Here is a 15,285-nt window from a genome sequence, read left to right on the forward strand (position 1 = left end):
TCTTAATCATACAGTGGAGCAACAGTATGTCCTCACTCTATCAACAATTACCATCAGTTGATAAATTATTATCGCAAGAAAAAGGAATTGAGTTAATTAATATTTTTGGTAGAACAGCCGTTTTAGAACAGTGCCGTTATCTTCTGAAACAGGCTCGAGATAACATCAAACAACAGCAACAATTACCCAATTTTTGTTTAGATGAAAACCAATTCTATTTAATGTTAAGCAATCAGTTATCTCAACAACGCCAAGTTAAAATGCAAAAAGTACAAAATCTAACTGGTACAATTCTACATACAAATTTAGGCAGAGCCGTTTGGGCAGAAACAGCTCAACAAGCTGCTTTACAAGCAATGCAACACCCCGTTGCATTAGAATTTGATCTTAAAAATGGACAACGTGGTCATCGAGATCAAGCTGTTAGTCATCTACTAGCCAGATTAACTGGTGCTGAAGCCGCTTGCATTGTCAATAACAATGCAGCTGCCGTATTGCTCTTACTTGCTACTTTTGCGAAAGGAAAAGAAGTGATTATTTCACGTGGTGAATTAATTGAGATTGGTGGTTCTTTTCGTATTCCCGATATTATGGCACAAGCTGGATGTACGTTAGTGGAAGTTGGCACAACTAATCGTACCCACTTAACCGATTATGCTAATGCAATTAATGAAAATACTGCCTTTTTATTTAAAGTCCACACAAGTAATTACCAAATTATGGGCTTTACTCATAGTGTCGAAGAACAAGATCTCGTTGCCTTAGGTCAAGAAAAAGGTATCCCTGTTGTTAGTGATTTAGGCAGTGGAGCATTAATTGATTTAACGCAATATCATTTACCCGCTGAACCCACTGTCCAAAGCCGAGTGAAACAGGGGGTTGATTTAATCTGTTTTTCAGGAGATAAATTATTAGGTGGTCCACAAGCAGGGATTATTGTAGGTAAACAACATTTAATCGATCAATTACAAGTTCACCCTCTAAAACGGGTCTTACGCTGTGATAAGGTAATCTTAAGTGGGCTAGAAGCGACCTTACGTCTGTATCTAGAACCTGAAAACTTAGCCCAAACGCTCCCGACATTAAACCGACTTACCACCCCAATCTTTGCATTAGAACAAAATGCCATTCAGTTACAACGCCAATTACACCACAAACTGTCAGAAAAATTTGAGATTAAAATAGAACCTAGTGAAGCACAAATTGGCAGTGGTTCACAACCAATGGCAAGGCTTGAATCTCTTGCAGTTACATTACAACCCAAAGTTGCAAAAAGTCAGGATTTACGCAAACTGGTAGATCGTTTAAAACAGCTACCAACACCACTGATTGGACGTATAGAAGCGGATAAATTATGGCTAGATTGTCGCAGTTGGCAGACAAATCCCCATACTTTTAGCCAAATATTAGAGGAATTAGCACAACTATGATTATTGTTACCGCAGGGCATGTTGATCACGGTAAAACAACATTAATTCAAGCACTAACTGGAACGAATACAGATCGTTTACCCGAAGAAAAAAAACGAGGTATGACGATCGATTTAGGTTATGCCTATCTGCCTTTAGCTGAAAAAACATTAGGCTTTATCGATGTTCCCGGACATGAAAAATTCTTAGCTAATATGTTGGCTGGTGTGGGTGGCATAGAATATGCAATGTTAGTTATCGCCGCAGATGAGGGTATCAAACCACAAACAATTGAACATTTACAAATCCTACGCTTATTACAAATACAACACATTATATTAGTTATCACCAAAGCAGATCGAGTAAGCACCAGTCAAATACAACAACGCCTATTACAGATCCAAAATACCTTCCCATATTTAACAACTCACCCCTATTTTATTACTGCCGCTTATACAGGTGAAGGAATTGCAAACCTAAAAGAATATTTAACCCAATTATCAAGTAACAAAATTCAATTCAAACTTACACAACCTTTTCGTTACGCTATCGATCGTGTATTTAGTGTCAAAGGTGCTGGTACGGTGGTAACAGGTACAGCTTATACAGGAAAAGTGCAACCAGAACAAACGCTATATCTTTCTAATGGTAAACAAGTTCGTGTCAAAGCTATCCACGCTCAAAACCAACCTAGTCAACTAGGGATAGCAGAACAACGCCTTGCCTTAAATATTGCAACGGAACTGAGTAAAGAACAACTAAAACGAGGGGAATGGCTATCTGAATATCCGCCACATTTAACCGACAGAGTTAGCTTATCAATCACCGCTCAACACCCTTTAAAAGAATATCAAGTTGTGCATATTTACCATTCTTGTAGTCGCTGTGTTGCAAAACTCACTTTACTCAGCTGTAATAATCTAATCGCTGGTGAAACAGCACTGGCAGAATTATTATTAGATACTCCGCTTGCTTTAACTTTTAATGACAAAATAATCATTCGAAGTGGAGACGACAAACAAACTATTGCAGGTGGAACTGTTTTAGAAATTGACTCCCCTAAACGCTATAAACGAAGTGTAGAACGCCTAACCTATCTCGATCAGTTAAGACAAACTCAATCTGTTAGCCAACGTTTATCGCTTTACCTTCAACATATCCCTCGGTCGAAAGATTATATCCTCTGGATTGAACAACTATTGCCAGAAAAACTCGATCAACTATTACATTCATCTACAATACTCTCCTATCGAAATTGGTTATTCTCAACCGAATATCAAAAAATATATCAACAGAAAATCGTACACAGTTTACAAAGTTTCCATCAAACTAACCCAGACCAACTAGGCGTTAGTCGAGCAAGATTGGCAAGAATAGCAGCAGTCAATCAACCTACTGAATTAATCTATCACTTTATCGATCAATTAATTCAACAACGTATAGTGAGCCAAACAAGAGGCTGGCTACACCTAGCGGATTATCAACTTAGTTTTGAAAAAGAGGAATTGGATTATTGGCAATTAGTACAACGGCAATTTACCCAAACTAACCAACCAATTTGGGTAAGAGATATGGCTAACCTCTTAGAGGTTGATGAAACATTTATGCGAAATTTACTCTATAAAGCAGGAAAATTAGGCTATGCAATTCCTATTGTTAAAGATCGCTTCTATTTAACCGAAGATATCCACAAATTAGCTCAAATTATCCGCCAACATATTCAACAAAAGGGAGCAATATCCGTCAATCAACTAAGAGATCAACTTAACTATGGGCGTAAATTAACAGTACAATTAATCGAATTTTTTGATCGTATTGGTTTTTTACGACGTAAAGGAAACCAACATTTCCTACGAGATGATGAACTTTTCTAGATCAACCCTAATGGCAGACTAATCTGCCATCATAATTTCTAACTGTTCTTGCGTCTCAAGCCATAATGCTTCCACATTATCTAACGCTTGTTTACAGTTTACCTGTTCTGCTAATAAAGCGGTTAATTTCACTTTATTCTCAGCAAGATATAACTCACTATCCGCTAAACTATGCTCAATTTGCTGCAACTGCATCGATAGCGTTTCTAATTGCTGTTCATACTGAGTTAGTTGCTTACGCAAGGGTGCCGTTTGTTGACGTTGTTCTGCCTCCCTACGTTTCTGTTCTTTACGATTACTTGCACTATGTTGAGATTCTGTTTTAACTGATGTTGAGTTCTGATTTACCACCGCTTGTTCATTCAGCCATTTTTGATAGTCCTCTAGATCACCATCAAAATTCTCGACTTTCTGATCATGCACTAAATAAAACTCATTAACCGTATTACGTAACAAATGCCGATCATGCGACACCACCACTAACGATCCTTCATAATCCATTAATGCTTCAGTTAATGCTTGTCGCATATCCAAATCTAAGTGGTTGGTCGGTTCATCAAGTAATAATAAATTCGGGCGTTGCCAAACAATTAATGCTAAGACTAAACGTGCTTTTTCCCCACCCGAAAATTGCCCTACCGCCTGTTTCACCTTATCCCCTTGAAAAGAAAAACCACCAAGATAATCTCGTAACTCTTGCTCTGTCTGATGAGGCGCTAATTTTTGTAAATGCCACAGGGCGGTTTCTTCAGCTCGTAAAGTATCTAATTGATGCTGCGCAAAATAACCTAATTGTACGCCTTTTGCTAACTGAACCTGCCCTGATAAAGGGGATAACTCACCTGCCAATAATTTAATTAATGTAGATTTTCCTGCACCATTTTTCCCTAGCAAACCGATCCTAGAACCCGGGACAAGATTCAATTTTACCGAAGATAAAATTATCTCCTCACTATAACCAGCACTCACTTTTTCCATTGATAACAAAGGATTAGGTAAAGATAAAGGTGGACGGAAAGAAAAAGAAAAAGGATTATCAACGTGAGCAGGAGCAATTAATTCCATACGCTGCAATGCTTTAATCCGACTTTGTGCTTGTTTTGCCTTAGTTGCTTTTGCTTTAAAACGATCAATAAACTGCTGTAAATGGGCTATTTTCTGTTGCTGTTGATGATAAAGCGCATTTTGCTGGGCAAGTTTCGTTGCACGCTGAACTTCAAAAGAGGAATAATCACCGCTATATTCATTCAATTTAGCTTGTTCAATATGAATAATCTTATTCACAATAGGGTCAAGAAAATCCCTATCGTGAGAAATTAGCACCAAAGTACCTCGATAATTCATAAGCCAACGTTCTAGCCAGATTACCGCATCTAAATCTAAATGGTTAGTTGGTTCATCTAGTAACAATAAATCAGAACGACATAATAAGGCTTGGGCGAGGTTTAATCTCATTCGCCAACCACCAGAAAACGCTTTCACTGGTTGTGTCAATTGAGAGGTGTCAAAGCTTAATCCATGTAATAAGGTTGCAGCTCTTGCTTGAATCGTCCAAGCATCAATTGTGTCTAATTGAGTATGCAAAGTCGCTATTTTATGCCCATCATTTTTCTCCATAGCAATGCTTAATTCAGCATTTAAACGACAATACTCTCGATCACCTTGAATAACATACTCCAAAGCTGATATTTCTAAAGCAGGGGTTTCTTGATTAACCCAGCTTATCGCCCAATTAGCTGGAAATTTAATTTCTCCACTTTCAGCATTGGTTTCCCCCTTTAATAAGGCTAATAGAGAGGACTTACCACACCCATTCTTGCCTACTAGCCCAACTTTCTGCCCCGGGGCAATACTTGCATTTGCTTGATCTAATAATATATTTTGCCCACGTTTAAGGGTTAAATTCGTAAAAAGTAACATTCTTTTAATTGTCTTTTAAAAATATTTGATTTAATACCAAAGATACGTCTAGCTATTATAACTGATCATTAGCATTAAATAGGCAATATCTTTATCAATGATACCTAAGATGCAGTTTTACTGCCTATATGCTACACTTTTCAGTAATTTTTGATCGAAATAACCTATTTTGAGAGGACCTAATGACAAATTTACCTTTCAGTGCCGTAATCTTAGCTGCAGGCAAAGGCACCAGAATGTATTCAGATTTACCAAAAGTTTTACATCACATTGCAGGAAAACCAATGGTAAAACACGTTATTGATACAGCAAAGCAATTAGGTGCTGAAAATATCCATCTAATTTATGGTCATGGTGCCGACATACTCCAACAACGCTTGGCAAATGAAAAAGTAAATTGGATTTTACAAGCCGAACAACTGGGAACAGGACACGCAATGCAACAAGCCACTCCCTATTTTCAAGATAATGAAAACATTGTGATGCTTTATGGTGATACCCCATTAATTACCCCCGAAACAATACAACGTTTACTTGCAGCCAAACCAGATCACGGAATTGCTTTATTAACTGTCGAACTAGATGATCCCACTGGATATGGGCGTATTTTAAGAAAACAAAATACGATTGTTGGTATTGTTGAACAAAAAGATGCCTCTCCTGAACAATTAAAAATCAATGAAGTCAATACAGGTGTGATGGTGGCAAGTGGTGCTGACTTCAAACGCTGGCTAGCTCGCTTAGACAATAATAATGCACAACAAGAATACTACATTACCGATATTATTGGTTTTGCATATCAAGATGGCTGCCCAGTGGTATCGGTAAAAGCAGCCAATCTTTTGGAAGTAGAAGGTGCAAATAACCGCTTACAACTAGCTCGCTTAGAACGTTACTACCAAATCCAACAAGCGGAAAAATTATTATTAGCGGGCGTGATGCTTGCTGATCCACAACGTTTTGATCTGCGTGGTGAATTAGAACATGGTAAAGATGTGGAAATTGATCCAAACGTCGTGATTGAAGGTAAAGTCAAATTAGGCAACCGTGTAAAAATCGGTATGGGCTGCCTATTAAAAAACGTTGAAATTAGTGATGATGTAGAAATTAAACCATATTCGATCTTAGAAGATACCACCATTGGACAAGCAGCCAAAATTGGGCCATTCTCTCGTCTCCGTCCCGGGGCGAAACTCGCTGCCGACACTCATATTGGTAATTTTGTTGAAATCAAAAAAGCTGTGATTGGTAAAGGTTCCAAAATTAATCACTTAGCCTATGTTGGCGATGCAAAAGTAGGAGAAAAATGTAATTTAGGGGCTGGAGTCATTACCTGTAATTATGATGGTGCGAATAAATCAGAAACACTTATCGGTGATAATGTTTTTGTTGGCTCAGATGTACAACTCATCGCCCCCGTTAAAGTTGAGAATGGTGCCACCATAGGGGCAGGTTCAACCATTACAAAAAATATTGGTGAAAATGAACTTGTCATCACTCGAGTACCACAACGCCACATTCAAAATTGGCAACGGCCACAGAAAAAGAAATAAACGCTCTTCAAGTGGTATCCACAACTAATTCAAAAGACGAGTAAAATATTCAAACCATTTAGGAAGAAAATATGTTCAAAACATTACAAAAAATTGGTAAATCTTTTATGTTACCGATAGCGATTCTACCTGCAGCTGGATTGTTATTGGGAATTGGTGGTGCTTTATCAAACACTGCCACTTTACAAGCCTATCCAATGTTAAATAATCCGACACTACAAGCCATTTTTCAGGTAATGACCTCTGCAGGTGAGGTTGTGTTTGCCAACTTATTTTTATTACTCACTGTTGGATTATGTATTGGCTTAGCGCAACGAGATAAAGGTACTGCTGCTTTGGCGGGCGTCGTGGGCTACCTAGTAATGAATGCAACGATTAAAAGTTTACTCACCATTTTTACTCCTGAGGGACAACCCATTGTTGCGATTGATACAGGAGCAATTGGTGCCTTAATTATTGGCGCAATTACCGTATGGCTCCACAATCGCTACCATAATATTGAACTCCCTCAATTTTTAGGCTTTTTCGGCGGTTCTCGCTTTGTTCCAATTGCAACTGCCTTTGCGGCTATTGCAGTGGGTGCATTCTTTTTTGTCATCTGGCCACCAGTACAACATTGGCTGGTAGCATCAGGAAAAGTGATCGCTGAAGCTGGACCTTTTGGCACATTCTTATATGGTATGATTATGCGACTTTCTGGTGCGTTGGGCTTACATCACGTGATCTATCCACTTTTTTGGTACACCCCTTTAGGTGGTGTTGAGCAAGTAGCTGGTGTTACTTATGAAGGGGCACAAAAAATCTTCTTCGCCGAACTTGCTGATCCTAACTTCACTGGTATGTTTACTCACGGAACACGTTATTTTGCAGGTCGTTTTGATACTATGATGTTTGGCTTACCCGGTGCAGCATTAGCAATGTACCACTGCGTACCCAAATCTCGGCGAAAAAAATATGCTGGTTTATTTTTTGGGGTTGCCTTAACGTCATTTGTAACAGGTATTACCGAACCACTGGAATATATGTTTCTCTTTGTTTCTCCCCTACTTTATGTTTGGCACGCCTTTTTAGACGGTCTTTCATTTTTAATTGCCGATATTTTAAATATCCGCATTGGAAACACTTTCTCTGGTGGAGTGATTGATTTTACCTTATTTGGTATTTTACAAGGCGAAAGTCGCACCCATTGGCTATATGTTATTCCTGTTGGAATTGTTTGGTTCTTTCTGTATTACTTTAGCTTCCGCTTTGCAATCCAAAAATTCAATATCGCCACACCAGGGCATTTAGATGATAACGCAGATAAAAACTCAGCAACGCTAGGTAATCCCTCTATCCAACAAATCGCTAAAAAAATTATTACTGCCTTTGGCGGTGCTGAAAACTTAGAAGATGTTGATGCCTGTGCAACACGCTTACGAGTGGCAGTTAAAGACCCTAAATTAGTCGATAAAGAAAGCCTCAAACAATTAGGTGCAACGGCAGTCTTTGATGTCGCTGGTGGAGTTCAAGCAATCTTTGGCGGAAAAGCCATTCTCTATAAAACAGAAATAAATAGCCTATTAGGCATTAACGATTAATTTCTTAAAAACCCGATTTATAGCAATCAACTTCTCTTTAATCTTTCAATTAAAGAGAAGTTTTTTTATTAGATTAAAAGGAGATGACACCTTAAAGTTTAAAACATAAAGGGGTACACTAACTAAAATCTCGTTCTACTCAAATAAAGAATTATTGCAGGCAAACACTAGCATTCTACGATCTGATGCAATACGCATACAATGATAAACATAATATGATTAATCAGAAGCCTGATAATTTTTTATTTTATTGCTGAATCTATCTATAATAAGTAACTTAAACAAGAAAACATAAATTTATAGAAATATAGTGAATTTCAAATGTTTAGGCATAAAATATCAACATTATCCTAATATCTTTTATTCATTATTAAATATTTAAGGTGATCAATATGCAGCCCTATTTAATTGCACCATCGATTTTATCTGCCAATTTAGCCCGTCTAGGTGATGATGTTAAAGCCGTATTGACCGCTGGTGCAGATGTTATTCATTTTGATGTAATGGATAATCACTATGTACCAAATCTTACTTTTGGTCCAGCGGTATGCCAATCTCTACGAGATTACGGTATTAACGCACCGATTGATGTCCATTTAATGGTAAAACCCGTTGATCGGATTATTCCTGATTTTGCCAAAGCAGGTGCAAACTCAATTACATTTCACCCAGAAGCGAGTGAACATATTGATCGCACTTTACAACTAATTAAAGAGCAAGGTTGCCAATCTGGATTAGTATTCAATCCAGCTACGCCATTACACTACCTTGATTATGTGATGGATAAGGTCGATATTATTTTATTAATGTCAGTCAACCCGGGGTTTGGCGGACAAAAATTCATTCCACACACCTTAGAAAAAATTGCTGCTGTAAGACGTAGAATTGATGAAAGTGGCAGACAAATCCGTTTAGAAGTAGATGGAGGTGTTAAAATTGACAATATCGCTGAGATTGCAAAAGCTGGGGCAGATATGTTTGTAGCAGGTTCAGCTATTTTTGGGCAACCAGACTATCGAAAAGTGATTGAATCAATGCGACAAGAGTTAGCTAAAGTAAAAAATAAAAGTGAATTAAAGGTTTAATATTATGCAAAAATTTAAAGTTATTGGTTTTGATCTTGATGGCACATTGGTAAATAGCTTGCCAGATCTTGCTCTATCGGTTAATTCCGCACTCGCTGAGTTTAATTTACCACCAGCAGATGAAAGTTTAGTACTCACTTGGATTGGAAATGGGGCTGATATTTTAATTGAACGTGCCATTGAATGGACAGGACAAGTCTTTGATCAAACCACTAAAGATCAGATTAAAGAGCGTTTCAATCACCACTATGCACAAAATTTATGCAATGTTAGTCGTTTATATCCACAGGTAAAAGAAACCTTAACGATACTCAAACAACAAGGTTATACCCTCGCTGTGGTAACCAATAAACCAACTCGCCACGTCCAACCTGTCTTATCCGCATTTGGTATTGATCACCTATTCTCAGAAACATTAGGCGGGCAATCATTACCAGCAATCAAGCCACACCCTGCACCACTATATTATTTATGTGGTAAATTCGGTATTCTGCCACAAGAGTTATTATTTGTTGGTGATTCTAAAAATGATATTCTTGCAGCGAAAGCCGCAGGTTGTCCTGTCGTTGGCTTAACTTATGGATATAACTACAACATACCTATTGCCGAAGCTAAACCAGACTGGGTATTTGATAACTTTGAGCAACTTTTAACCATCATATAAAATGAATAAACCTTAGGAATAAACAATGAGTAAAAAACCAATCGTATTTAGTGGTGTACAACCATCGGGTGAATTAACAATAGGTAATTATCTAGGGGCATTACGCCAGTGGGTTAAGATGCAAGAGGATTATGATTGCTTATTTTGTGTGGTTGATTTACACGCTATTACAGTTCGCCAAGATCCCGTTGCATTACGCAAAGCAACCTTAGATGTGTTAGCACTCTATCTCGCTTGCGGTATAGATCCAGAAAAAAGCACTATCTTTGTCCAATCCCACGTTCCTGAGCATACTCAATTAGCTTGGGTATTAAACTGTTACACTTACTTTGGTGAAATGGGACGTATGACCCAATTTAAAGATAAATCAACACGTTATGAAGGAAGTGTGAGTGTAGGCTTATTTACCTATCCTGTATTAATGGCAGCAGATATTTTGTTATATCAAACTACTCTCGTACCTGTTGGAGATGATCAAAAACAGCACTTAGAAATTACACGAGATATTGCCCAACGTTTTAATGCGTTATACGGTGATATTTTCCAAACCCCTGAAGTATTCATTCCAAAATCTGGAGCAAGAGTTATGTCATTACTTGAACCAGAGAAAAAAATGTCTAAATCTGATGATAACCGTAATAATGTCATTGGCTTATTAGAAGATCCAAAAGCTGTTGCAAAAAAAATTAAACGTGCAGTAACTGATTCTGATGAACCACCAGTGGTACGCTATGATCAAAAAAATAAGCCGGGTGTCTCAAACCTATTAGATATTCTCTCTGCGGTTTCAGAAAAAAGTATTGCTGAATTAGAAGAAGAATTTGCAGGAAAAATGTATGGTCATCTGAAAACAGCCGTTGCAGAAGAAGTATCAACTATGTTGACTGAATTACAACAACGCTACCACCACTTCCGTAACAATGAAGCCCTTTTAGATCAAATTATTCAAGAAGGTGCCAAAAAAGCCAGAGCTAAAGCAAAAGAAACGCTAGAAGCTGTATATAAAGCAGTAGGTTTTGTTGCTTAATAGAATAAATATAAAAAAACCCTCAATTTTGAGGGTTTTAATTTACTTTAGCTTAACACTTATTTCCAAATATCACTTTTAATTCTTTTCATTAATTCTGGATATTTATTAAGCTTAAATTCAGGATCTTTTGTCGTTTTTAATTGACTTTGATAATCTTTTAAAATCGTAATCACGATTGGTGAAAGTAATAAAATCGCAGTCAAGTTGATTAAGGCTAAGGTTCCCATAAAGGTATCCCCCATATCCCACACTAATTCAACTTTTTGCACAGCACCAAAATAGACCATAGCTAAGACTAAAGTACGTACAATAGTCATTAAGGTACGGTTATTTTTTAAGAAAGAGATGTTACTTTCAGCATAAGCATAGTTACCAATAATACTAGAGAAAGCAAACATAAAGATAACAATAGCTAAGAAATCTTTACCCCATTCTCCAACTTGTGCAGCAATCGCAAATTGGGTTAATTCAGCCCCTTTATGTGAAGAAACAACATTATCCCCAGATAATAAAATAATAATTGCAGTACAAGAACAAATAATAATGGTATCAACAAAAACGCCTAACATTTGAATTAAGCCTTGACTCGCTGGGTGTTTAACATCAGCGGTTGCAGCCGCATTCGGTGCAGACCCCATACCTGCTTCATTTGAAAATAAACCTCGTTTAATTCCATATAGCATTGCTTGTGAGAAAAATCCGCCTAAAAAACCACCAGCAGCAGCTTGGAAATTAAATGCTTCACGGAAAATTTTGCTAAACATCGCTGGCACTAAACTAATATTAGTTACTAAAATATACAGTGCAAGCAGTAAATAAAGCAGTGCCATTATCGGTACTAACACTTCTGCAATACGTGAAATACGGCGAATACCACCAAAAATCATAGGTGCCGTAATTAAGACTAAAGCAATCCCTACCGCTTCTGGCGACCAATCCCAAGCAGTTTTTGCCGCATCTGCAATCGTATTTGATTGAATTGCATTAAAGACAAAACCGTAAGTTGCGATTAATGAAATTGCAAAGATATACGCAAACCAACGTTGTTTTAACCCATAAGTAATATAATAAGCGGGACCACCACGAAAGATACCTGTTTTATCTTTTACTTTGAAAAGCTGTGCAAGCGAAGATTCTGCAAAAGCACTACTCATACCAACTAATGCGGTAATCCACATCCAAAAAACAGCACCTGCACCACCCAAACTAATTGCAATCGCTACCCCAGCAATATTACCCGTTCCGACACGGCTTGCTAATCCCGTTACAAAAGCTTGAAATGGCGTAATCGCGTGTTTAGTATCTCCGCTACGCCCATTAAGCATTTCTCGAAAGCTTTGAGGAAGTAAACGAATTTGTACAAAAAATGTTGTAAGAGTAAAATAAATACCAGTCCCCAATAACACAATAACAACTATGTTCCATAAAGGATCGTTAATTGCATTAATATACATATGAAACTTCTCAATAAAGCTCATAAGCCCCTCCTTTTTTATTAAATTAATTACAATGACGAGCTACCTTATTCAATTTAGCATTATTTCTTCGTTAGCTAGGATAATAAAGGCAGGTATTTGAAAATATCACAATTTCTAACAAAAATACAAGGTTATTGCTTTTTATAATAAAGAAAATGCCAAAAATTTAGAGAAAATCTAAACTTTTGGCATGAAAATTTTTTATTTACAAAAAAATAATAAAAATTAGATAGTTACTCATTCCATAATGGGAAAAGAAGTTCAATCCTTAATCCTCCAAGTGGGCTTTTACTTGCTTTCACTTTTCCTTGATGTTGACGAACTGCATTATCGACAATTGCCAACCCTAAACCTGTACCACCAGTTTGCCAATCTCGATCACTATTAACACGATAAAAAGGTTTAAAAATTTGTTGATACTGGCTTTCATCTACACCATCTCCATCATCATCAACAACTATCTTAATCTGATTTTTATGGCTTAATCGAATAGTAATGACAATACGGTTCTTCGCATATTTCTCCGCATTACGAATTAAATTTTCTACTGCACTAGAAAGAATACTCAAATTCCCATTAATTAATAATGCTTTATTAGTCGCAATATGATTATGGACGATTAACTCTAACCCCCGTTGCTCACATTCAAAATGTGCATCAGCAATAACATCGTCCCAAATTTCATGAATGGGAAAAATATTATGGAGCAAATGACTATTTAATTGCTGTCTTGAAAGCAACAATAAACTATTAATCATCTTATCTAAACGTTCTGTTTCTGTTTCAATTCTAATCAATTCAGCAGAATCGCCACTACGACGTCGAATCAACGCAGAAGCCAACTGTAAACGTGTTAATGGTGTTCTCAATTCATGTGAAATATCTGAAAAAAGGCGTTGTTGTGAATTATTAATTTCTTGTAACGAACGAATCATATCGTTGAAACTTCGACCAATTAAACGAAATTCATAAGCCCCTGTATTTTCCAGATTTTTATTTACACTCAAATTTCCTCTCGCTACTTCATTTGCAGAACGCTGTAATGCTTTGAGTGGTTTAGCAATTTTTCGGGATAAAACGAGTAATAAAGGTGAAGTTACCAGCATAATCAATAAAACCATCAGCAAAGGATGATCAAAAAGTAAATTTACAAACTCCCGCTGTGGGTTCACACGATGGACAAAATATGCTTGATATTCATCATTTGTTTTTGGTATCTCAATCGTGAAAGGACCAATAATTTCCTTATCATAAAAGCGTTTTTTCTGTGGCATACTAGCTTGGTATGTATTAAAAACAAATTGTTGTAAATCTTTTTTTTCTTCATCATAGGTGCCAATCAGATTATTGTGTTTATCCACCAGAATAGGATAATAGTGGTAATTATTATCAAAACGATTTTTGGAAGGAATTCTCTTTGAGCTATTTAATAATTCATTAAAACGCCCTTCTTTAGATATTTTATCTATTTCACTTAAATAGCTATGCAGCTCATTATCCTCAATATTATTATAACTCCTCGCATCAAAATTAAATAAAAGCTCAACAAAAAAGTATAAAGAGAAAAAGGAAAGCCATACAAATAAAAAGATTTGGCTGGTAAGGGAATTTGTTTTTTTTAGAAATTTAGGATATTTCATATTTCTACTATCTAATAATAAATGGAAAAAAGCTAAGTTCGCTTTTTTCCATTATAAAGATGATGTTGTGTGATCAAGCTAATTTATTTTTCACTCACTAATAAATACCCTCGCCCTCTCAATGTTTTAAACCAAGGCTGATTATCATCACGTGCAGGTAATTTTTTGCGAAGATTAGACATATGCATATCAATTGCACGATCAAAAGGGGTTAAACGTTTTCCAAGAATTTCAAGGCTTAACAATTCTCTGGATAAAATCTGCCCGGGATTACGCATTAATATTTGTAATAATGCAAATTCTGTTCCTGTTAAATCCAGATCCTGATCGTGATAAGTTGCCTGCTGTCTGCCCGGATAAAGCACAATACCATTGAACTCTACTTGCTTACGCTCCTCACAATTATTAATTTCAAAATCTGACACAGGAGAGTTCATTTTCATTGAACTACGGCGTAAAACAGCTTTGATACGTGCAACTAATTCTCTATCATTAAAAGGTTTAGGAAGATAATCATCTGCTCCCAATTCTAATCCTAAAACTCGATCAATATCATCACCACGAGCGGTTAACATCAAAACTGGAGTAGAATATTTCTGACGAATCCGTTTTAATGTTTCAACCCCATTTAAAACGGGCATCATAATATCCAGCAAAATCAGATCATAGCTAATATCTAATTTAGTTAAAGCTTCTTCACCATTGCGAACAATATCAATCTCAAAACCTTCCATTGACAAAACTTCAGCAAGTAATTCTGTCAATTCAATATCATCGTCAACTAAGAGAATTTTAGACATAGGCATATTCCTTATTAATAAAACTTCTCATTTATACTAAAACAAATTTAGTATTAATAAAATATAGAAAATAGAATTATTACCAAAATTTATTATATAAGTGATAAAAAGATAACAATTTCAATGTGATATTTTATATTTTAGCTGGTTCTACCATTAGAGAAATCCGATACTAACGAACCTTTTATAAGGAGAAAAAAATAAAAATTGGACAAGAAAAATAAGTTTCAGATTAAAAAAAATTAGAGTAAG

11 protein-coding genes are annotated in these 15,285 nt (G+C 36.5%); 7 read left to right on the forward strand and 4 right to left on the reverse strand.

From position 1 onward, the window contains the following. The first annotated feature begins 26 nt into the window (after positions 1 to 26). Complete coding sequence (gene selA, locus CEP47_RS07700; RefSeq protein ID WP_261920192.1) at positions 27 to 1,430, forward strand: L-seryl-tRNA(Sec) selenium transferase; 1,404 nt, start codon at positions 27 to 29, stop codon at positions 1,428 to 1,430. Further along, on the forward strand, positions 1,427 to 3,283 hold the full coding sequence (selB, locus tag CEP47_RS07705) for a selenocysteine-specific translation elongation factor (protein ID WP_261920191.1): 1,857 nt from the start codon (positions 1,427 to 1,429) through the stop codon (positions 3,281 to 3,283). The genes selA and selB overlap by 4 nt, the downstream gene beginning before the upstream one ends. 18 nt (positions 3,284 to 3,301) lie before the next feature. Here the strand turns inward: selB and CEP47_RS07710 are convergent, their stop codons facing one another. Further along, entirely contained in the window at positions 3,302 to 5,203 is a 1,902-nt protein-coding gene (locus CEP47_RS07710; protein ID WP_261920190.1) for an ABC transporter ATP-binding protein, read from the reverse strand. A gap of 182 nt (positions 5,204 to 5,385) precedes the next feature. On the opposite strand from CEP47_RS07710, the gene glmU reads away from it, so the two are divergent. From glmU to trpS, 5 genes are all read left to right on the forward strand, one after another. Beyond that, positions 5,386 to 6,756, forward strand: a complete 1,371-nt coding sequence (gene glmU / locus CEP47_RS07715; RefSeq protein ID WP_261920189.1) for a bifunctional UDP-N-acetylglucosamine diphosphorylase/glucosamine-1-phosphate N-acetyltransferase GlmU — start codon at positions 5,386 to 5,388, stop codon at positions 6,754 to 6,756. Between the two features lie 71 nt (positions 6,757 to 6,827). Then, positions 6,828 to 8,336 carry a PTS transporter subunit EIIC gene (locus CEP47_RS07720; RefSeq protein WP_261920188.1) on the forward strand — a complete coding sequence of 503 codons (1,509 nt, stop codon included), beginning with the start codon at positions 6,828 to 6,830 and terminating at the stop codon, positions 8,334 to 8,336. A 392-nt stretch (positions 8,337 to 8,728) separates the two neighbouring features. Further along, positions 8,729 to 9,421, forward strand: coding sequence for a ribulose-phosphate 3-epimerase (gene rpe, locus CEP47_RS07725; RefSeq protein ID WP_261920187.1), 693 nt, complete (start codon positions 8,729 to 8,731; stop codon positions 9,419 to 9,421). A 4-nt stretch (positions 9,422 to 9,425) separates the two neighbouring features. Continuing rightward, the gene (locus CEP47_RS07730) at positions 9,426 to 10,085 is read left to right on the forward strand and encodes a phosphoglycolate phosphatase (RefSeq protein WP_373463104.1); all 660 of its coding nucleotides are present in this window, start codon (positions 9,426 to 9,428) and stop codon (positions 10,083 to 10,085) included. A 25-nt stretch (positions 10,086 to 10,110) separates the two neighbouring features. Continuing rightward, a complete protein-coding gene (gene trpS, locus CEP47_RS07735; protein WP_261920186.1) occupies positions 10,111 to 11,112 on the forward strand; it encodes a tryptophan--tRNA ligase in 1,002 nt (333 codons plus the stop codon). Between the two features lie 59 nt (positions 11,113 to 11,171). Here the strand turns inward: trpS and CEP47_RS07740 are convergent, their stop codons facing one another. The 3 genes from CEP47_RS07740 to cpxR all read right to left on the reverse strand — a co-directional run bounded on the left by CEP47_RS07740 (position 11,172) and on the right by cpxR (position 15,033). Continuing rightward, positions 11,172 to 12,593: an alanine/glycine:cation symporter family protein gene (locus CEP47_RS07740; protein WP_261920185.1), complete on the reverse strand. Its 1,422-nt coding sequence runs from the start codon at positions 12,591 to 12,593 to the stop codon at positions 11,172 to 11,174. 233 nt (positions 12,594 to 12,826) lie between these two features. After that, positions 12,827 to 14,233 (reverse strand): envelope stress sensor histidine kinase CpxA, encoded by a 1,407-nt coding sequence (cpxA, locus tag CEP47_RS07745; protein ID WP_261920184.1) that lies wholly within the window; start codon positions 14,231 to 14,233, stop codon positions 12,827 to 12,829. 83 nt (positions 14,234 to 14,316) lie between these two features. Continuing rightward, positions 14,317 to 15,033 (reverse strand): envelope stress response regulator transcription factor CpxR, encoded by a 717-nt coding sequence (gene cpxR, locus CEP47_RS07750; RefSeq protein WP_261920183.1) that lies wholly within the window; start codon positions 15,031 to 15,033, stop codon positions 14,317 to 14,319. Positions 15,034 to 15,285: the final 252 nt, after the last annotated feature.

This window comes from Mergibacter septicus, from assembly GCF_003265225.1.
Taxonomy (GTDB): Bacteria; Pseudomonadota; Gammaproteobacteria; order Enterobacterales; family Pasteurellaceae; genus Mergibacter; species Mergibacter septicus.